Consider the following 21188-nt stretch of genomic DNA (forward strand, 5'->3'; position numbering starts at 1 on the left):
GCATTTGTCAGAAATATATAAGGTAGGCGAGGAAATGTTCTGTACCTTTTGTAAAACAGCACGGGCAGCGAATGAGGCGCCATGTCCTAATTGCGGGGCTCCATCTCCACTGCTGGACAATTCACAAAACGCAGGCTGGGGCGCAGGGAATCCTGGGGCTGCATCCTGGGGCGGTCCTGGAGCTTCCGGTGCATTATCCTGGGGTGGCCCTGGCGCGCAAAGCAACATGGCATCCGGGGGACAATGGGAGCAATCGCAGGTTCCTCAAATGTCTTTTAATAATGCATCAGCACCTTCCTGGCAGACTGGCTCAAACGCGATGCCATCATGGCAGCGGCCATCTGAACCACTGAATCCAATGCCATCGTGGCAGCAACCTTCCGGTCAGTTGGGCGCGCAACCAGCCGAGCAGAGCCCATCCTTTCAACAGGATCAGCAGCAAGCCATGCTGCCCGTCCCCTATCAGGGGGGAATGGAACTACAGCCAGAGGGGCGCCAGCCAACCATCTCGCTGCAGCTGGTGCCACAGCAGGCGGTTGAACACCTCTTGCCGGCTGAACCGATTAATCCTGATGTGGTCCATGTCCCACCCATGTACACCAAACCACGCCCCATCGTCTCCCGCTATCGTGTCGTTAGCGGCTTTTTAAGCGTGCTGATTGTGTCGCTCTTATTATGTACGGGCGCGGGCTATTACGCCAAGGCCAGCGGCACCTGGGACAGAATGGTTAACTTATACACCGGTAAGGCAAGCGTTCCCAATGTCACGACAGGCAATACAACCATCCCTGATCCACCACAACTCACAGCTAAAGACAGCGGCCCGGCGATGAACGTCATCCCAGCCGTCTCGCTGGCAACACACATTGATAAAAACAATCTGCCTATCCAATCGGAGAACATATTTCAGCCCGGGCAGACCTTTTATCTCACCTTTAGCGTGGAGCCTCCCAAGGGGCAGCAGGGCAAGGTGACAGCCAAATGGTATACCAACGGTATATTTTATCAACCACAAACAACACCAAACACATTCAAGTACGACCCGATTCAGGTGTCCAATGTCCAGATGAGCATGCGGTTTGACAATCGCCTCTCGGGCTATGTAGAGCTATACTGGAATAATCAATTTGCCCAGCGGCGCTACTTCGTGGTCAGGTAAATACAGATAGGCCTGCGCGCCCACCTTATTATGCTGAGAGGGGTACCTCGGGCGCGACCATCGCGCCCGAGGTACCCCTCTCAGCATAGCAGCATAGGAGATATGCTTCAGCTATTAAAATATGGCCTTATTTGCACTGTGTCTCTACTTCTAAGTCACCATAAGCCCTTACCTGACAGGCCAGACGCATGTTAGGATTTTTCTTCAGGTCGTTGCGCAACCAGAACTTCTCCATGAAAGAGAGCTCATTGGCATTAGAAGAAGGGGAGACGGCAACACGATCGGTACCACAGAAACCATTGCCATGGCAATTGGCGAACTTGTAGAGACCGCAGTATATGGGAACGTCGTTTTCTAACGCTGGATAACGGACAGTATCTCCTTCGGGGACTTCCACCCGTACATTCTCACGTACATATGTAATGGTTGGCACGACTCAATCCTCCGCAAAATAATAGCTTTTTGATGAATATAGCATAGCTTGATTACGCCTTGTCAGACTATAGCACAGAAGATAAGGAGCGTCAATGAAACGCGCAACAGGGCTCATCTGGCCGTCGTAGCCGTAGCTGTAGGAGGCGTTGCGGTCGGGGTTGGTGTGGGACTGCTATGATTGATGGTCACCTGAACTATCTGATGAACGGCGGCAACACCCGGCGCGGTGGCACTGATCTGGATAGCCGCAGCGGAGGTTTTGAGTCCCCCCTGCGGGGTATGCAGGGCAACGGTGAGCGTCATGCTCTCACCCGCCTTGATGGTGCCCTGGGCAGGATTTATGGTGAGCAGTCCTTTATCGATCCCATCCACTCCCACGGAGCATTGCAAATCAACATTGCCAGTATTCTGGACGGTAATCGTCTGCGCGGGCGTATCCTGACCATCTACGGCAGTAAAGCTCAGGCTGGCAGGCTGCACCTTGATCGCCGGCGTCGGGGGAGCTGTAACCAGCAAAGCCACAGCCAGTTGCCGAACATTACCACTGGACGAGGTAAAGGTGATTGTTCCCTGATACGATCCTGGCCGCAACGTTTTAGCTGAGGCGCTTACCGTCACCGAAATTTGTTCGCCTCCCACCAGAGAACCACTGGCGGGCGAAACCTGAAGCCAGTTCCCCTGGTCAACCGTCTCTACACGATTTGTCCAGTCCAGGGCAAACCCACCACTGTTCTGTAGCGTCACCGTCTGATCGGCCGCAGACTGGCCCGCCTGGGCGGTAAAGTTAAGCGTAGGAGGCGAGGCAACCAGGTTTCCGGCGTTCACAACACTCATGGAGACACCCACCTGGGCGTTTGTCCCACCAGAGAACTGAATGCTACCCTGATAGGTACCGACGGCCAGATGGTAGGAGTGGGCGCTCACTACCAGCGTCTCGCTGGCTCCGGGCGCCAGTTCATCATGATCCGGGACAAGGCTTAGCCAGTTGCCATTGTCTCCGGTGGAGGCTGTGCTCGACCAGCTGGCCGCTTTCTGACCGCTGTTGTGCAGGGTAATAAGCTGATCAGCTGGATCCTGGCTATTGCTGGCAGAATAGTTCAGTTGCGTGGTAGACAGGGTCAGGACGGCCGGTGCCGGAGTCACCTCCATGGAGACGTTCATGGTCACGGTCGCGCTAGCAGCATCTTTCTGACTGAAGGTCAGGTGTCCGCTATATGGCTGAGGGGTAAGTCCTCCTCGATTGACCGTCACACGAACGCTCTGACTGCCAGAAAAGGTTCCGCTGCTCGGCGTGGTGCTGAGCCAGGGCTGATCGCTGTTCACGCTCCAGGAGATCTGGCCACCACCGCTATTAGATAAAATGATCGATTGGCTGGAGACGATGCCCGGAGCCGCGGCGGGAAAACGGCACTCAGACTGTGAGATCTGGAGGGCAGACGGCTGGGCCGAGGGCGCCTTGATCTGAATATTCGTCACCGCCTCCACCCCACGGGTACTATCCACGGCGTTCAACTGATGATCTCCGGCCTGCCAGTCCGCTGGAACCTGCGCCTGCAATGAAAAAGCGCCCAGCGCATCGGTATGAACGGCCATTGGCTGTCCATTTTCATTTATGAGAGCGAGATGGGCATCATGAAAAAATGTGATCTGGTCATGCATCGCGAACCCTCTGCCCGATAGGGTAAAGGTGTCATTGGCACGCAGCGTATCAGGCATCGCTTGAATCACCGGGGTAGCGATACTATTGTGTCGACCAATCAAAGCAAACGCGATAATACTGGTCGCCAGCAGTAAAAAGATACACGAAATGGTCAGAAGAGATGAAATGGTGCGGCGCGAAAACCAGTTCTGGCGCCGGGCTGGTCGAGGCCAGCGCACCGTCTTCGGCTCAATGGGAGGCTGCGCGGAGGCGGTCATCTGTCGCAGCCGCGCAGTCCGCCGTGCCTTCAGGGCTGGCGCCTCCTGCGTTGAAGGGAAAACAATATATTCGGGATTTTGCTTCCCCCGATACAACGGCTCCTTTTCATCGGCCGGGGAACGTTGCGCGATCATCATGTTGGATTGATAGGGCTGGTCTTCAGGATGTAGCCCAAAGGTATGCCCGGCGCGATGTGAAGCAGCAATCGGCCGTGAATCCTGGCGCGCCTCACGCGTCGATTCCGGAGATAATACATGCCCGCAACGGCTACATATTTGAGCATCGGCACGTTGTAAAGCCTGGCAATACATACAACGTTTGGTATCCATAATCCACCCTTTTTATGGCTCTGCTTATGCGCGCAACGACACACCGCTAGTGCTACGCTGAGAAAGAAGAAACAACCCGGATCGCGTTGGTTCGATCCAGCTCTATATACAATAACAGACGTACGGACAACTATAATCCCAAATGCCCGCTTTATAGCAATTAGCCCTTACTATAAGTACGTTTTACGTCATTAAATTTAGATGCGCAGATATAACACGTACACATAGCATGGGTCAGATTCTAGTCGTATAGGGGCACGTAAGCGCCCGCGCACAGGCGTCCGCATGCGCGGCCGCATCAGTTTTGTGTGTTGGTACAACAGGGGCGCATTCGCGCCCCTGTTGTACCAACACACAATGGGCTGTTGAGCACCGTAAGTACGAAAACCCATGCAGGCCGCAAGCCATCATCATGAGAGTCAGACACGCTCATAGCATGAGTCAGATTCCCATGATTATCACCGGGAGCAAACCTCAGCTTTCGCACCTGCTGTGCTCGGCAATCCATTGTATTGTGGATGCAACAGGGGCGCGAATGCGCCCCTGTTGCATCCACAATACAAAACAGTGCGGCCGCGCATGCGGACGCCTGTGCGCGGGCACTCACGTGCCCCCTCCTTCGGCTGGTGATGCTTGACAGGTGAATTGTCCCACTTCACGGTGAGGGCGTGGGAGAGATGGCAATAGCATTGATCTGCATGGTCACCACGTTTCCAACTACCGAGACCGGACTGCTGCCTGAATAAACCACCTGAGCGACATCTGTGCCATTGGCAACGGCCGTATAGGTACCCGCTGGAACATTGTTAAAGGTGGCCACACCATTAACATCGGTCGTCTGGCTGGCGATCACTTTGCCGCTCGAATCGGAAAGAGAGACCAGCGCGCCCGCAAGCGGTGTTGGTACTGGACAGCTAACGCTCGCGCACGAATTAACGGTGACGCTGACCGTAGCCCCTGTGACAGTCAACGTCACGGGTATCTGCGGTCTGCCATCTACCGAAGCTCCATCACTACCGCTGGGCGTCACTGTAACCACCCCATTATAAGTACCCACATTCAGACCGGTCGCATCGACGCTCACGCCCAGTGAACTCCCCTGCCCGTTGTCGGACCCGGTGGCAGAATTTAGTACCAACCAGCTACTATCGGACGCAGCGGTCCAGGATACCGGCAAGACACATGAGCCAGATAGGCTCAAAGGGATACTTTGCTGGCTGGCCGTCTGGCCCTGAAGCGCTGAAAAGGTAAGTCCCGGCGACGAAGACTGAAACGTACAGGGCTGTTGGACCGACATCGCCACGGACAGCTTTTGAGGGCTGCCAGGAACCTTACTCCCCGTGCTATCGGTTACAACGATATTGGCCGATGTATTGTAGTCCCCGGCTAGCAAGCCCGCGTCACTGGGGTTAACAAGCACAGTTGCCGATTGGGCACTGCTCGTAAACTGTCCATTGACAGGCGAGAGCTTGAGCCACGACGCTGATGCCCCCTGATTAATCATCCACTTTAACGGCCAGCTACAATTACCCGAAGCGGTAAACGTCACTTGTTGTGCTGGAGGATCAACGCCACCCTGAACCGCATTAAAAGCCAGCGAGGTAGCAGAGGGGAAGGTCAGGGAACAGGGCTCAAAAACCGTAAACGTCACCATAATGGTCTGAGGGCTCCCACTGGCGGGATTGCCGTTGGCATCCACCCCACTGAGCGCGATCTGCCCGCTATAACTACCAGGGGTAAGGTTTTTGGCATCAACATTGACCATCAAACTACCCGTCTGGCCGGCAGGGATAATACCTGGACCTTGCACAACACTCAACCATTTCGCCAACGGCGTCGGCGCTACAGCCAGCGTCAATGGACTCCCCCCCGTATTAGCGACAGCGATACTCTGAGCGGGTGGATTATCCTGGCCACTGGTCACGCTGAAGTTGAGGTTCAACGGCGAGACTCCCATAATTGGCGCCGAAGGGGGAGGTGGTGGCTGTATAATCAATTGTACCGACACCGTCTGCGTGCTTTGCGCCATTGAAATCGTGAGCACCCCATTATAGGTACCCGCCGGCATACCACTGGTATTGGCGGTAATCGTGGTAGATGCTGTGGCAGCATTCATCAGATTTCCCTGGCTGGGAGTAATCGTCAGCCAGTGTACCGATGATGAAACGCTCCAGTTAATGTTCCCTCCACAATTGGCATTGCCGACCAGATTTAACACCTGGCTATTCGTGGTGCTGCTTTGACCGGCTACGGTGGTAAACAGCAGGTTACCAGTACTAAGCAACAGGCTACAACGCGGCTGTACCGTCAGCGACACACCCACGGATTGAGGACTATTCAAAGCCTGAGGATCCTGAAATTGTAGCTGTGCCGAATAGGTACCTGGCAACAATGACCGGCTACGAACATTTACATTGATCGATGCACTTCCTCCAGGAGGAATGGTACCGGCCGTGGCACTGGTGGTTAGCCAGGGGGTGGTAAATCCAACTAAATTACTGACATAAGAATTAGTATCCGCCTGCATATTTGAGGGCTGGTTATGGACGGACCAGCGCAATGGCTTCTTGCCTGGATTTGAGATGATCAATGCCTGAGTCACGGGATCTGCCATACCATCAACGGCGGTAAACGACATCACTGCCGGGGAGACATCAAGCACAGCACCCGCGTTAGCAGGGATAGCCATCACCTCCATGTGGACTGTGATATCTTGTGGATCGCTTACATTGGATGACAGGGTAATTTTTCCATCATACGAGCCAGGATTCAGCTTGGTACGATCAACGGCGATCTGCACGTCCTGGTGATCACTGAATATACCATGGTCAGGAGTAAACATCAGCCAGCTGGTGCTGCTGCTGGCAGCCCAATTGATACTGCCACCACCAGCATTGTCCAGGCGTATGGTGTGTAATGTATTGGCGCCTTGCCAGGCGGAACCCAGGTCAATGTTTGTACTTTCCAGTTGCAGATGGGCAGGACGAGTCGGGCCCACCCCGATGGATAATACCGCGCTGGCGGTATAACGTGTCCTGATATCTTCAGCTTCAATTGTATGTGAACCAGTCTCCCAACTACTATCGATCCGCATGGTAACGTCTTTTGATCCCTGGGCGTCAGTATGGATAATATTTCCTTCATTGATCAGCTTGACACGCTCCTGAATATCGTGAGAAAGAACAATCGATGAAGCGGGCGCAAAATCTTTAAGGTGAATCGTGACAAGATCACCTTGATTGGCAAAACGCGTCGAAAGCGTCATGGTGGGTGGCAAATTCGAAAAAGCGGTTGCCCCATGTTCTAAAAACGTTACCAGCACCGCGTCGATGCCCAGGGCAATAATCGCAATCGCGCACATAATAATAAAGGCGAGACGCAGCCACTTGCGCGGTGCCCTGCGCATATTTTGCCAGAGCAATCGCGTCTGATAAATAAAGGCCTCACGTATATCGCTACTCGTGATACGTGTTTTAGCGGACACTTCTGGGAAGCGGCGCGAAAGCAGCGGATCGTCATGGTCAATCCATTCGTCCTTCGCTTCATCGATTTCCGCTGTATGTAGCCAGGGCCAGAGATCGGGCATGCGCTTATCCAGGTCCTCTAGTATCCGTTCATGAGATGCATTGTGCATGTGCTCTGTACTATAAGCAGTGGCTGGTAAGGGGGTGCTTTCGCGACGAATGTCCGCCGAAATATCACGCAATGGTGACAGACGCGATGGCCGTGGTAATCGAGCCCCAGGCGAGGATTCTCCCTCTACCTCAGCGATCATCCTGGCAGCGTTATTGAGCATATGAAAAGAATGATCCGCTGTGGCTTGATAGCCATCAGGCGCCGATCGAGTCTGCTCATCAGAAATGTGCGTATCGGGTTCGGGATAAAACGCATCCACTGGCACGGTAGACAGAGAAGATGGAGACAATACATTCTCAGGTACGATTTCCGCATCTGGCATAAACGGCTCGGTTGTTCGGACAGGCTCCATATCATAGTCATAATGTTCATGCTGTTCGTCATATGCAGGCTCAAAATAAAAGGGATTCTCCCCCTGACCCGGGGTAGATGGAGAAGCAACCAGTGGGGTAAGCGCCATTGACCCCTCATTGTGTTTCAGCATAGTCAGGTCAGGTTCAGCAGTTGGTTCAAAAGAAGAAGGAGCAAAATGATCTGCTCTTATTCCTTCGACTGCCGCTTCCAGGTACTCCTGCTTCCCATGGCCTTTGAGCTCCAAACGGCACTGATCGCACAGGATGGCTGAAGTGCTACATGGCTGATTACAACGTAAACAATGATTCATGCTCTTAGCTCTTCTGGTGATAAATATAAAATCCCATACCCATATATGCCAATTTTCCACTCTACTATTGACAAAAAAAATCCAACTCATCCCACATTACTACTTCACTCCCCACACCTTGGCTCATAAATAAGATAACTCACATTGATTAAACGTTGCAAATCAGCAATTGTCACCAAAACAGCAAAAATAGGTATATTGAGCCTCGATTCCCCTGGCATGCGAAGAAATCAGAATTTTCCTGTGCGGTTACAGACTGCAACCGCACAGGAAAAATGTCCTTTAATTATGAATGCTAACGCAGGACGGCGCCGAAGTCCTCGTGCAGCATACGGATAATGCGCTCCTGCAACTCGTTCGCCTCGCTATCTTTCAAAGTCCGATCCTGAGCCTGGTACACCAGCGTATAGGTCAGGTTCTTTTTGCCAGCAGGAATGGGATCACCGGTATAGACATCGAAGAGATCGGCCGAACGCAACAGCTCACCGCCATGACGAATAATATCGGCCTTAATATCCTGAGCCGCGATATGCTGGTCCACCACCAGCGCCAGGTCACGTGTCAGAGCCTGATGTCGTGAGATCGGCTGGTAGGTCAGCTGAGTCGGCACCGCCGCGTAGAGCGCCTCCAGATCGAATTCAGCCAGATGCGCACGCTGGGCCAGGTCGTAGCGCTGCTGAACCAGTGGATGAACCTCACCTAACACACCTACCGGACGAAAAACCTCGTCCCCGTTATCCATGGTATAGGCCAGTTCCAGCAGCGCGCAACGACCAGGATGGAAGGTGGGATGCTGAGTTGGCACAAAGCGATAATGGCGGATCTTGAGTCCCGCCAGCAGTGTTTCAGCAACACCCTTCAGATCGTAGAAATCAGCCGGGCGCGATAATTCTGGCAGCCAGGTGTTCTCAGCGGGACCCGAAAGGGCGAAGCCAAGCGTACGACGCTCATCGGGCAGACTCGACGTGCCATCTGTGGGCAGATAGCGGCGTCCGACCTCAAAGAAGCGTAGACCATCTTTGTTATGCTTACTATTCTGCTGAATGGTCTCCATGAGATTGCTCATCAGTGTCAGGCGCAAGGACTCCAGCTCAGGGCTGAGCGGATTGACGACCGTAAGCGCGGGCAAGGCGCGAGCATCGAAGGGTGCCACTGACGTGTTGATATTAGAGGCGGCGATGCGCGCTTCCTCCTGGGCGGCCGAACGATTGGGCGCCTGCAAGAGCAAGCTGGCGGATGCCGCGTCGGCCTGAGCCAGCAATTTGATCATTCGTGTCCGGCTGGTCAGGGTATAGGTCACGATCTCATTCAGGCCAGCTCCGATCATCAGGTTGCGGATCACCTGTTCACGCTCGAACCAGCGATCGATGGTCTGTTCTGGCAGAGGACCATCGGGGATGGTGCTGGGAATATGCTCGTAGCCGATCAGGCGGATAACCTCTTCCACCAGGTCAGCGCTCTGGGTGACATCAGTACGGTAGGTCGGAACCGTCACCTGCATGCTCTTGCCATCCTCATCGGGCGTCACGCTGAAATCCAGAGCGCCTAACGCCTCAACAACCTCATCCTGAGTAACCTGCATAGAGGTTAACCACTCCACCTCATCGGTCGAGAATGGCATGGTCCGGGGCTGCACCGGATGCGGATAGATATCCACCACGCCTGGATGGACGCTACCACCAGCCAGTTCCGCCAGCAATTGCATGGCGCGATTCGCTCCCAATAACGTCAGCTCAGGGTCCAATCCTTTCTCGAAATGGCTGGAGGCATCGGTGCGCAATCCCAGCGTCGTCGAGGTCCGGCGCACATTGCCGGGATGGAAGTTGGCGGACTCCAACAACACATTCGTGGTCTTATCGCTTACCTCACTAGCTGCGCCACCCATCACACCAGCAATAGCCGTCGGGCCCGTAGGATCGGTGATGAGCAGCATATCCGGCGTCAGCTTGCGTTTGATGTCATCCAGAGTAGTCAGCTCTTCGCCGGGTCGCGCATGACGCACGATAATGTGATGCTCCGGGACCAGATCATAGTCAAAGCTATGCAGTGGCTGACCATATTCCAGCAGCACATAGTTGGTAATATCCACCACATTGCTGATCGGTCGCAGACCAGCGGCCAGCAGGCGCCGCGCCATCCAGCTGGGAGAGGGTCCAACCTTCACATTGCTCACGACGCGTGCCGTATAACGCGGACAAAGCTCGCTATCCTCAACCGTCACCCTGACCATCTCCGTCGCTGCCGTCCCCTGTTCCTGGAAACGAGGCTCCGGCAAGCGCAACGGACGCTTCGTTAGCGCGGCCACCTCACGGGCGATCCCGATAATAGAATTAACATCGCCCCGGTGAGCCTTAATCGAAAAATCGAGCACCACCTCACCCAGCAGATCCACCAGCGGCTGCCCCAGCGGCGTATCCGCGTCCAGAATATAGATGCCCGAATGGTCGTTGCCCATACCTAATTCGCGGGGTGAACACAACATCCCCTGAGAGACATAACCGAACTTGCGCGTCTCGCTAATCGTGATATCACCAACCTGGGCGCCGGGCAGCGCCAACGGTACCTTATCACCCAACCGAATATTGGGCGCGCCGCAGATCACGTTAATCTGACTGCTACCGGTATTAATCTTCGTATAATTGAGGTGATCTGATCCCTCGACCTTCTCCAGATGATCAATCTGTGCCGTGATAATCTTATCGCCCCAGGTCTGTCCGATATATTCGATCGCCTCAACCTCCAGACCAGCCATCGTCAGCGTATGGGCCAGTTCTTCGGGCGACTGCGTAATCTCAACATACTCCTTGAGCCAGCTCAAAGGAACTCTCATTGCGTCTACTCCTTCTTAAAATCGCCATTCATGCTTGCTTTTTTTGCTCCACGACCGCCGCTACTACAACTGGCGTAAGAAGCGCAGATCATTGCCGGAGAAGAGGCGTATCTCTCCGATGCCATACTTCAGCATCGCGATGCGTTCGACACCCATGCCGAAAGCGAAGCCCCGATATTTCTTTGGATCATAGCCCACGTTACGCAGAACGTTGGGATGTACCATGCCCGATCCCAGCACCTCAAGCCAACCGCTATACTTGCAGGAGCGGCAACCCTTGCCATTGCACAGACCACAGCTAATATCCACCTCAGCGCTGGGTTCCGTGAATGGGAAGTAGCTTCCCCTGAAGCGCAGGCGACGCTCGGGGCCGAACATCTCATGGGCGAAACGCTCCAGGCAACCCTTCAAGTCAGCCATCGTACATACCTCATCGATGAGCAGGCCCTCGATCTGATGGAACATCGCCTCGTGGGTCGCATCGATATCCTCATTGCGATACACCTTGCCGGGTACCACCACGCGAATGGGCGGTTGATACTGCTCCATCGTCCGAATCTGCATCGGCGAGGTCTGCGTGCGCAGCAAAACCTCACCCGGAGCGATCCAAAAGGTATCCTGCATATCGCGCGCCGGATGATCGGTCGGAATATTCAACGCCTGGAAGTTATGATAATCATTCTCCACCTCCAGACCTTGCAGAACACTGAATCCCATGCGTACGAAGATATCAGTCACCTCTTGAATCGTACGCGAGATAGGATGCATGGTCCCGGCGGGCAGCGCGCGACCGGGCAGCGTCACATCGATGCGCTCCTGCTCCAGGGCCAGCATCAGCTCGCGCTGCTTCAGTTCCTCACGCTTCTCCTTTAGATGGCGCTCCAGTTCCTTCTTTACCTCATTGATCTTCTGACCCACAACGGGGCGCTCCTCCTTCGACAGCTTTGGCATCACCGAAGAAAGGCTCTTCAGCTCGCCGCGATTGCGTCCGAGGTAGCGTGTATCCCAATCATCAAGGTCAGCAGATGTGTTGATCGGCCCCAATTCCTCGATCGCCCGCGCCAGCAGCGTATCAAGTTGTCCGAGCAACTGTTCGAGTTGTCCAATCATACAACCTCCCAAAAAATCAAAAAACCGACATTCGTCAACAGGGACGAAGTTGTCGGCAATAGCAAGCTCCGTGGTACCACCCGTATTGAATGGCGAACACATTCCATGTACCCGGCGCCCCGATCGCCATATATCGATGGCAGGACGACAGAGAAAGGTGCCGCAGCATTCCACTCGGTTTGTCGGTTAACGGTGACGGCCGGGGCTGTCTACTTTACCAGGAGTTCAACAGCCAGCTCTAGGGTGAACTTCAGCGACTTCGCACGCAAAAGGGCTTACAGTCGGTGGCCCTCTCTCCCTGAACGCGCCTGGACGCTTACTCTCCCCATCATTGCTTTTCACTGCCTACGCAGTCTAATTTTCCCGAAATATATATTAGCAGATCGACCCACAAAAGTCTAGCGTACAGATTTAAGAAATATACAAAAAAATCCCCAAAAGCGCTTGACTTGGCTTTTTTTTTCTGCTATACTGATGCCTGTTCCGATAAGAACAGCGGGGTGTAGCGCAGCCCGGTAGCGCACTACAATGGGGTTGTAGTGGTCGGAGGTTCAAATCCTCTCACCCCGACTACCGAACGAGGCCGGAAGCTTTTTGATAAACGAGCTTCCGGCCTCGTTTTATGCCCGCTTGTGTTTATTATGAATTATGGCTTACTACCCCAAAATGTAGCAACCATGTAGCAACGCGCTATTTTTTGCCTTTTTTCTTGGATTTCTTGCCGAATTTATCCTCCCATTGTTCAGTCGCATCATCCTGTAGAGACGGCATCGCATGAGAGTAGATATCCATGGTCGTAGTGATCTGACTGTGCCCTAAAATCTCTTGCACGATCTTGGGGTGAACTTTCATGGCCAGCAGGATGGTCGCAGCGCTGTGCCTCAAATCATGAAAACGCATATGTGGCATATCGATGCTCTCAAGAAATCGTTTAAACACTTTCAGCATGGTGCTAGGGCTGTAGTAGTCTCCCCAGGCATTAGTAAAGACCAGGCCCTTGCTGACCCAAACTTTACCAGCCAGTGCTTCCTGCTCCTGTTGATGCTCACGATGCTGCTGTAGAATACTTATCACGAACTCAGGGAGCATGATCGTTCTTCGGCTTCTGGCTGTCTTGGGTTCAGACTCAACATAGCCATAGTTTTTTAAGTAGCTGACGGCGCGCCTGACCTGGAGGCTACGATCCGTAAAATTGATGTCCTGCCAGCGCAGCGCCAACAGTTCACCACGTCTCATACCCGTCGTGATCGCCAGCGTCAACAGAGCTTCCAGGCGATGTTCTTTTACTTCCTTCAAGAGGATACGAGCCTGGTCAGAAGTAAGGTAGTTTAACTCTTTGCGCGGAATGCGCGGCGGGGTCACCGCATCGCATATGTTGCGAGGAAGCATGTTCCACTTTACAGCGTTGTCCAGGGCCTTATGCAGAACACCGTGGACATTATTCACGGTTTTAGGGGAGAGTCCTTCATTGATCTTCTGTGAGTAGAACGCCTGCACCTGCTGAGGAGTCAGCTTCTGCAACTTAATTTTGCCCAGACCTGGTAACAGATAGTTGTCCAGTAGCTTACGATAATTCAAGTAGGTGCTCAAGCGTATCGTGGGCTTATGAATATTCTCCAACCAATTTTCCAGGTACTCTTGCAAAGCTACATTTGGTCCAACTGAGAGCATACCTCGCTGCTGAGCATAGACGGCCTCGTTCAGCTTCTCCCTAACTTCAGCTTTCGTTTTTCCATAAAACACCTTGCGCTTACCGTCATCAGTCGAGATACTACCAACCCATTTACCATCTGACTTGCGTTGATAGATAGAACCTTCTCCATTAGCACGCTTTTTAGCCATAATATCATTCTCCTATGCAATAAAAAGCCACCTGCCCATCATAGAGCCTGGTGGCATATCAAAAGTTTATTTAGTCTGCTACTTGCCTTGCTGCCGACGATTGAGGAGCCAGGGCCGCAACTCTTCAGGGTCTACCAGTGTCCGACGACCAAATTTATGCACTGGAAGGCCCTCAGATTTAATCAAGCTATACAGCTTTGACCTTCCAATTCTCAGTTGCTGCATAGTCTCTTCTACAGTGATTAATAAGGGTGGTAGGGTATGTTGCATAGACTCTTTACTCCTATGTTTTTTTTGTCGCTCCGGTGGAAAACAAACCTGCGAAACCTGCGAGCCGCTCCACAGGCGGCTTCACGTTGCAGGTTTGCCTTTTTTCAAACCTGCAGGAAACCTGCAAACCTGCGAACCGCTCCACAGGCGGCTTCATATGAAATGAGGTCTTCTGAATGGATAAAAATGGGCTAGAAAAGGGTTAATTGCCCAGATGTCAGCGCCTTTTCATGCTTTCTCTGAGCGCGGGTTGCTCTGGCATGGGCGATATGATCAGCCAGGTCATAGCGCAGGTGACACGCCTGACACAGAGCTCGAAGGTTTTCGCGCCGCACATCATGCTTATCGTGTTTGTCACCTGGTCGCCCATCAGCATATGGGGTTCCGAGATGCGCCACCGTCAAGATAACCTTCCCAGGGCGGCCGCTGGGGAGAGGAGCGCCGTTTGGGATACCGCACCATTCACAACGCCAACCAGCGATCCGGCGAATGGTGCGCGAGACTTTCTTCCAATTAGCTGGATAGCGTTTGAGATCCATAGGCATAGCAGCACCTCATTGGAGAGAGTCAAGCGGTGGAGACGGTGGCGGATAACCCAGCGCCGCACGCGATGGGTAGCCCAGCTGAAGAATGTGCTCATCAGTGAGCGAGGCGATATTATACGGCCATTCATCGGGACCAGTTGCCTGATGCAGCGGCCAGATCTGCGCAATCTCGGCCTCTGTTCGAAAAGACACCTCCTCTTGTGAGAGATAAAGCGCTACATTGACGCAGCGCGGCAGATTTACCGTGATGAACCCTTCACCCCGCGGCGTCATCACAATCTGGAAATGCTGCAGCGGTTGGCCTACCTCATCGACTGCTAGCCCCTGGAACTCTTGCAGGTTTGCAGGTTTCGCAGGTTTGTTTTCCTCACGGTCAACATCGTTTTTGAGGGGAATATCCCCACTCAAACCGCCCCCCAGGCCTTCTAAAGGGGTATTGATATAAGAAATTTCCTCTTTTTGGGGAATAGCATCCTGCGAAACCTGCAAACCTGCAACGGACCAGTACACAGCGCCACTCCGTGTATCCGCTCCAGCCTTAATAAGATGTAAACCACTCTCATCAAACTGCGTCCCAATACGGGCAGAGAGCGCTTTTCCTAGCTTGCGTTTAAAATCTCCTTTCTTGGTATCAGAGACCTCATCAGGTAGCGCGTTATAGAGGCTCGCCACACCAAGCCCTGTATCGCCATCATCAAAGGATCCTGACTTGATATCCTTGGTCAGCGTGGACACTAGGACGGGTTGATCTCCATAGAAGTCGCGCCAGGTATGCAGGAAGACAGCCCACTGCTTCGCGTCATCATCCCCCTGCTCATACAGTTCATTGAGATTGCTCAAAAAGCCGTCAATCCAGCAGTGCGCCAGAATGCCACCAATAGTATCCGCCCAGGGCTGAAAGCTGCCCATTTGCGGTACTGTCGCCTTTGGGCACCCAGCTGCATACCAGGCACGCGCCAACGTCAGCAGAGCCGCAATCAGCTCCCCTCGATGCTGCGGCACCCATTCATAGAGATTGTGTTTGAAGTTGCCGCGCGTCCACGGCTTATCCGTGTGCGCATCCATGCGTATCCAGTACGAGCGCCGCGGCAGATCGCCACCAATCTGGATATTGTTGCCCGTAGCCATCCAGGTGGCACGCTGGGCATAGACGCCATTTTTACTCTGCCCCAGGATACGCTCTTTCACCGTCGAGGAGGTTAAGGCCGCGTCTAAGCTCGCCGCCTGGATTTTCGCTTTCACATTATCAATGATGATGATCGTCGCACCTTCTGACAACGTAGACGCAATGCGCTTGCGCCATTCATCATCATCGTAGGGCGCGGTCATCATCTCCGCTTTGCGGCCGGTGGCGATGAGCGCCACCGTCTCAGCCAGTAGGCTTTTCCCGGTGCCTGGTCGCGTAGCATCGATCAAGGCCAGGGGCACATGGCCATTGATCGACTGCCGAATGAGCGGCGTCAACATCAAACCAATAGCATTCGCCTGGCTGGCCTGATTTTCATACGGGAACTCACCAATGGCCTCGTCAATGAGTGCCTGGGCGTTCATGATATCCACTTCAGTGGGATGCTCAGGAACGGGCGGGATCTTCAGCGATGCGAGCGGCACATACACCGACCTGGTCACCACGTCGTACCCAGGAGTGTCGATCAGCGTGCCATCCGGGCGAAAAATGGGGAACTCAATGATGCTGTCCAGGGGAGGAAATGGCCACTCACCCATCGTAAGAATATCCTTAACGACATTGTCAGGTGGAGCAACATGAATTGGCCCCCTGGCCGTAATCTTCACAAAGTTCATGCACCTGCCCAGGATGCCTTTCAGTGTAGCATCGGTGAGCGCATCAATGAATGGGGAGCCATCCTCTTTGCGCTGGATGCGTACCAGCTGGCCATGGCGTACATAAATCTGGGTTCGTGTCGTTTGCAGATGGGTCACCGCTTCCAGCGCTAATTCTCGCCAGGGGCGATTCGAAATGAGCACTCCAGGCAATCCATCTACCTGCAACATCTGGGAGGCCTTCGCCATCAAGGCTTCATTTGCAGCTTGCGCACTACTCATGTCACACTACTCCATAATGTTGGTTGCTGGCATTCCTCATGGATCTCTGTTGAGACCTTCCCCAGCTGATGCTCCTGGGTATAGGCTGCAATCCATTGCTGTGCCAGTTCTCTGGTATTCTCAATACTCTTATCTCTGCCTGCTCCATGGTTGCGGCCGCCACAGATACAGGTACAGATAGGGGTGACGGCTTCATAACAGCGAGCATCACACCTCCCGACACATCCCTGAGCGTTGTAGACCGCAATCAAAGTGGTCATATCCCTCCTTTCTCACGCAAATGCCCATGGCCGCTACGGCCTGGCATGCTGGTGATAGGTCGCTTTGGCCCGAAGAATGCCCAAGCACCGGCGGCAATAGCTCCAGGAGTCTGGGCAGATGGGACGCAGTTTGCAGCGTTGACACTTTTTTCTGAACATGCTCACCTCACAAAAAAAGCTCTTACAGCATCAGCTATAAGAGCGCGCAAACGTACACTTGTTAGAACAAGGAAACCTGTTGATGCTGTGCGACCGGTCGATTCATCCACAGCACTTCAGTGCGAATATTGCCGTGTTCGGTCACACTTGGCATTTCAAAGCGTTCCCAGCTGGCCAGCATATCATCGTAGAGCGGATGAGCGTACCCAGAAAGCACAATAATGCCTTTGTGGGCCAGCAAAGCTTGTAAGAGGTCTACGTGATCCTGGTGGCTCATTTCGTGGCTGTAGTATTTGCGTCCACGTGTCTGGAGATGGTAAGGCGGATCGATGTACAGCAGGCAATCTTCTGTATCGTAGTACCGGATGATGTCCAGGGCGGGCTTGCATCGGATTTCCGCATTTTGTAAGCGCTCAGCTGCGATCAGAAGACGCTCTGGTATTTTTTGCCAGAGTCTGGCAGGGTAGGCACGACCAGAGAGGCCATTGTGCTTCCAGCCAGACACCTGATAAATGGTTCCTCCATGAGCCTGCCAACACCGCATTACAAAACGGCGTGCACGCTCCAACTCATCGCCGTCGGACAAGTGGCGCTCAATCCGATTATATTCTGCCTCACTAAAAGGGGAAAGCATAATAGCCCTGGCCAGTTCCTCACTCCGTGTCCTAAGCACCGTAAAAAAGTTGACAATGTGCTCGTTGAGATCATTCAATACCTCATGCTGCTCAGGTGGTTTTGAGAAGAACACAGCCGCACTCCCCGCATACGGCTCGATGTAATGTCTGTGTTCAGGAAAAAACGAGACAATCCAGGGAGCAAGCTTCCACTTCGCACCAGGGTACTTCAAAATGGGATCAATGCGCATTGCAGTGCTCTGCTCGTATGACATACGTATCTGCTCTCCTTGCTATCAAAACAGCATCATCTGTTGAATTGGTGGCTGCTCTCGTTGTCTGGGTGGTACAGGACCCCTCTCCTGTACCATAATAGTCGCCTTATGTTGGGCTACAGACCGCTTCCAGTCTGCATATGCGTCTACCCATTCACCATTGCGCGTGCGTTCGAGGTAGGCGCAATCAGCGCACCATCGAAACACCCGGCAGGTGATCCAGGTATGTGTATGCTTTTTGTTCATCACGGCATCATCACTTTTCAAACACTTCCGTAAGGAGAAACTAATGAATACGGGAGCGCGTGTTACTAGCCCCGAACCCCCGTCCATTAAACGGCAAAATGCAAGACAAAAGCGATCACCAACCAACAGCACATCACTCCCATACAAAACCACCAGAGGGCAAACAGGAACAATTCACGGGTTGAATAATGCATACTCATCTCCTTCCAAACAAAAAGCCCTCTTGCACTTGCTAAGAGGGCTTATCAAACATTGAATGATTATCATGCCAGGTCGCAATACAATAACCAATGTACTCAGCCACTTGAGGTACCACAGCATTGCCTAGGCATTTAAGTCGGTCCATCCGATGGGGAACCCCATCAGACACTCGCTGAACTCTGGATTGAGGTGACCACAACCCTGCAAGGCAATATCGGGGTGCCAATTCAAAGCTCTCCCAACTCGTGCACCGCTTTTTCTTCGTCCACCCCATAGCATTGCTACTTCCTTGTTGGCAGTTGGGTGTTCGCAAAATTTGTTGCCATTGGAAGCTTGAGGGGTAGGCCAATATGAATATCCGGTCACGGACGTGAGGCGCACCAACGGCGGCAGCCGGTACACACTGCCATTCTGCATCATACCCGCACGAGGCCAAATCAGCGAGAACTTGCCCCATTCCTCGATCAAGAAGTTTTGAGACATTTTCCACGAGGACGTACTGGGGTCGTAACTCACGAATGAGACGAGAGAACTCAGACCAGAGTCCACTTCGCGGTCCTTGTATTCCTTGCGGTTTATAGGTATTACTAATGGAGATATCCTGGCAGGGGAACCCACCACAGAGGAGGTTAACGGACGAGAGATTATCGACTCCGATTCTTCGTACATCTCCATACCTGGGAGTGTTTGGCCAGTGTTTGGCCAGGACTTGCTGACAGTATTCGTTGATCTCGACTTGCCACGCAATCTGAAACCTTCCTGTTCTTTCTAGCCCAAGATCCAGGCCACCAATACCAGAGAAGAGTGAACCCACAGTCAATATCTGTGACATCACTTTCACCTCATAAAAAAAGCCCCTCTGCTGATGCAAAGAGGCTTACAACAGTCGTTCACGATGATCAAAGTACCGTGTTCGAATATCGGCCAGAGGGAGCGCTTGTTTTGTTCCGTTGCGCTGAACAGCGCAAAAGCTCCGCTTCGCACGAGCACCACCTTGGGCACGCTGCTCTTGTTCCCAGTCTTCACATGCCTGGTAACGCTCAGGAAAATGCGTGCCGAGCCTCACCCATTCTCGGATACCCTGGCGCACACACCGGCCGCCACAGTTATTATGAGAAAAACCAAGAGCATATAAGCGCGGTGGCTCTATTCCCCAATCCTGGCGGCAGACATCAACCAGTGGGCGCATTTCAGCAGGCTCCCACAACAATGGATAGTCCACCACAGCTGCAGGAATGGCTTGTGCATACGATTGTTGGACGCTGACCAGGCGGCGCTTTTCCCAGCGATCTAATCCGATGTAAACCACTGGTAACGACGGCATCGCCTGGATAAACTGACGAAAGGGCTTTACCTTAAGTTCATAGCTGCATGGTGCTGCCATATTGCATGGAATAAGCTTCTTTTGCGCGGCCACCTCCAGCGGTGTACGACCATCGGTATACCAATACAGCATACCTTGCCAGCGTTGCATACAATCGTGCAGGAACCTATACAGGTCTTCATCCTCATAGAGCGTATCGGCAAACCAGAGGAGCACCTGCTCCCGTCCATAGCGTTGGATCACGCGTTCAACTGCTACCGCACTGGCCAGGCCACCAGAAAGCGACACGGAATAGCGAGCATGAAGATGTGATGCAACCTCTTCATTGTTACTCTTGTTTAAATGACACACCGTATACGTTTGATTCATCTTACTCACTCTCTGACGCATTGAACATCAGAACTCCTCTGTCACGCTACGAGATACGCGACTTCGTCCGATGGATCGTTCGACCGGTTTGCTCATCCACAACGCGATACTGATACATCCAGGGATTGCAGTTTGTATCAGATCGCTCTTGCAGAGCGTTCGCAGCCTGAATCGCTTCCCTCTCTTTCTCCCAGGTTCCACCCCTAGATCCCGCCCCATCGACATTGCTGTACAGAATTTTGTAAGGCATCGCTTGCTCCTTTCACTCAATTCTGCCAACTCACATGAATTGGCATAACTGAAGGAAAGAAAAAGCCCTTACAGCATGGACTATAAGGGCTGATGAGAGATTCCAGAAAACGTGACCAGCATCAATAACATAAAGCACAAGAACGACACATGAGAATGAACGTTCCCCGGCTCGTCCGATGCTGCAGGCTACAATCATGGCACACACGCCGTCCACAATCCTTACATTTTCCGATGATTATTTTCGGTGCGCCACACTCACAGAGGACACGATTTTCATACAACCACTGATCAGGGTAAGCAGCTGACACCTTCGCATCCTGCGGGACAAGCTTCATGGGTTCATTTTTCGGTTTCGATGACGTAAACCAGGCCATACTCTCTCCCTCCCATATGATGGAAAATGAAAGCCCTCATAGCAGCTGCTACGAGGGCCATACGACTAGAACCAGCGGCGTCGCCGTGGCGGTGGCTCACTACCTCTAGGAACATTCATGAGTGCATCTTGCGCCTGGGCACAGACGACGCGCACGTATCGGCAGCCTGGCGTGTGACATGACCCACAGCCATCACAATAAGGCTCATCACATCCGCAACACACATTGGGATCGCGCTCCAGCGGTGATAACTCACCGGTTGACGGTGAACGATACAGATCAAGGATACTTCGAAACATGGGTCAGCTCCTT

The 21188-nt window shown here is 53.0% G+C and carries 16 protein-coding genes and 1 tRNA gene; 2 read left to right on the top strand and 15 right to left on the bottom strand.

Annotation, left to right across the window (positions count from 1 at the left end):
- Window positions 1-268 precede the first annotated feature (268 nt).
- Complete coding sequence (locus KTT_RS07535; protein ID WP_126595391.1) at window positions 269-1159, top strand: hypothetical protein; 891 nt, start codon at window positions 269-271, stop codon at window positions 1157-1159.
- Window positions 1160-1286: 127 nt separating this feature from the next.
- Here KTT_RS07535 and KTT_RS07540 read toward each other — a convergent pair whose 3' ends face one another.
- From KTT_RS07540 to pheS, 5 genes are all read right to left on the bottom strand, one after another.
- A complete protein-coding gene (locus tag KTT_RS07540) occupies window positions 1287-1592 on the bottom strand; it encodes a 2Fe-2S iron-sulfur cluster-binding protein (RefSeq protein ID WP_126595392.1) in 306 nt (101 codons plus the stop codon).
- Between the two features lie 113 nt (window positions 1593-1705).
- Window positions 1706-3841 (bottom strand): BACON domain-containing protein, encoded by a 2136-nt coding sequence (locus tag KTT_RS07545; RefSeq protein WP_126595393.1) that lies wholly within the window; start codon window positions 3839-3841, stop codon window positions 1706-1708.
- A gap of 655 nt (window positions 3842-4496) precedes the next feature.
- Window positions 4497-7937 (bottom strand): BACON domain-containing protein, encoded by a 3441-nt coding sequence (locus tag KTT_RS07550; RefSeq protein ID WP_126595394.1) that lies wholly within the window; start codon window positions 7935-7937, stop codon window positions 4497-4499.
- Between the two features lie 499 nt (window positions 7938-8436).
- Complete coding sequence (pheT, locus tag KTT_RS07555) at window positions 8437-10971, bottom strand: phenylalanine--tRNA ligase subunit beta (protein WP_126595395.1); 2535 nt, start codon at window positions 10969-10971, stop codon at window positions 8437-8439.
- A gap of 63 nt (window positions 10972-11034) precedes the next feature.
- The gene (gene pheS, locus KTT_RS07560) at window positions 11035-12081 is read right to left on the bottom strand and encodes a phenylalanine--tRNA ligase subunit alpha (RefSeq protein WP_126595396.1); all 1047 of its coding nucleotides are present in this window, start codon (window positions 12079-12081) and stop codon (window positions 11035-11037) included.
- Between the two features lie 496 nt (window positions 12082-12577).
- Between pheS and KTT_RS07565 the strand changes: the two genes are divergently transcribed.
- A tRNA-Pro gene (locus tag KTT_RS07565) sits at window positions 12578-12651 on the top strand.
- Window positions 12652-12771: 120 nt separating this feature from the next.
- Here the strand turns inward: KTT_RS07565 and KTT_RS07570 are convergent.
- The 10 genes from KTT_RS07570 to KTT_RS07615 all read right to left on the bottom strand — a co-directional run bounded on the left by KTT_RS07570 (window position 12772) and on the right by KTT_RS07615 (window position 21175).
- Entirely contained in the window at window positions 12772-13923 is a 1152-nt protein-coding gene (locus tag KTT_RS07570) for a tyrosine-type recombinase/integrase (protein ID WP_126595397.1), read from the bottom strand.
- Between the two features lie 78 nt (window positions 13924-14001).
- Window positions 14002-14193 (bottom strand): helix-turn-helix domain-containing protein, encoded by a 192-nt coding sequence (locus tag KTT_RS07575; protein WP_126595398.1) that lies wholly within the window; start codon window positions 14191-14193, stop codon window positions 14002-14004.
- Window positions 14194-14384: 191 nt separating this feature from the next.
- Window positions 14385-14738, bottom strand: coding sequence for an HNH endonuclease (locus KTT_RS07580; RefSeq protein WP_126595399.1), 354 nt, complete (start codon window positions 14736-14738; stop codon window positions 14385-14387).
- A 9-nt stretch (window positions 14739-14747) separates the two neighbouring features.
- On the bottom strand, window positions 14748-16802 hold the full coding sequence (locus KTT_RS07585; RefSeq protein ID WP_174844782.1) for a hypothetical protein: 2055 nt from the start codon (window positions 16800-16802) through the stop codon (window positions 14748-14750).
- Entirely contained in the window at window positions 16799-17062 is a 264-nt protein-coding gene (locus KTT_RS07590) for a hypothetical protein (RefSeq protein ID WP_126595400.1), read from the bottom strand. The genes KTT_RS07585 and KTT_RS07590 overlap by 4 nt, the downstream gene beginning before the upstream one ends.
- 220 nt (window positions 17063-17282) lie before the next feature.
- Window positions 17283-18110 carry a DNA adenine methylase gene (locus tag KTT_RS07595; protein ID WP_126595401.1) on the bottom strand — a complete coding sequence of 276 codons (828 nt, stop codon included), beginning with the start codon at window positions 18108-18110 and terminating at the stop codon, window positions 17283-17285.
- A 478-nt stretch (window positions 18111-18588) separates the two neighbouring features.
- Window positions 18589-19389 (bottom strand): DNA cytosine methyltransferase, encoded by an 801-nt coding sequence (locus KTT_RS37635; RefSeq protein WP_126595402.1) that lies wholly within the window; start codon window positions 19387-19389, stop codon window positions 18589-18591.
- A gap of 45 nt (window positions 19390-19434) precedes the next feature.
- Entirely contained in the window at window positions 19435-20250 is an 816-nt protein-coding gene (locus KTT_RS07605; protein WP_126595403.1) for an adenine nucleotide alpha hydrolase family protein, read from the bottom strand.
- Window positions 20251-20296: 46 nt separating this feature from the next.
- Complete coding sequence (locus KTT_RS07610) at window positions 20297-20500, bottom strand: hypothetical protein (protein WP_126595404.1); 204 nt, start codon at window positions 20498-20500, stop codon at window positions 20297-20299.
- 441 nt (window positions 20501-20941) lie between these two features.
- Window positions 20942-21175, bottom strand: coding sequence for a hypothetical protein (locus tag KTT_RS07615; RefSeq protein WP_126595405.1), 234 nt, complete (start codon window positions 21173-21175; stop codon window positions 20942-20944).
- Window positions 21176-21188: the final 13 nt, after the last annotated feature.

Origin of the sequence: Dictyobacter aurantiacus (assembly GCF_003967515.1) — a bacterium.
GTDB classification, from domain to species: Bacteria; Chloroflexota; Ktedonobacteria; order Ktedonobacterales; family Ktedonobacteraceae; genus Dictyobacter; species Dictyobacter aurantiacus.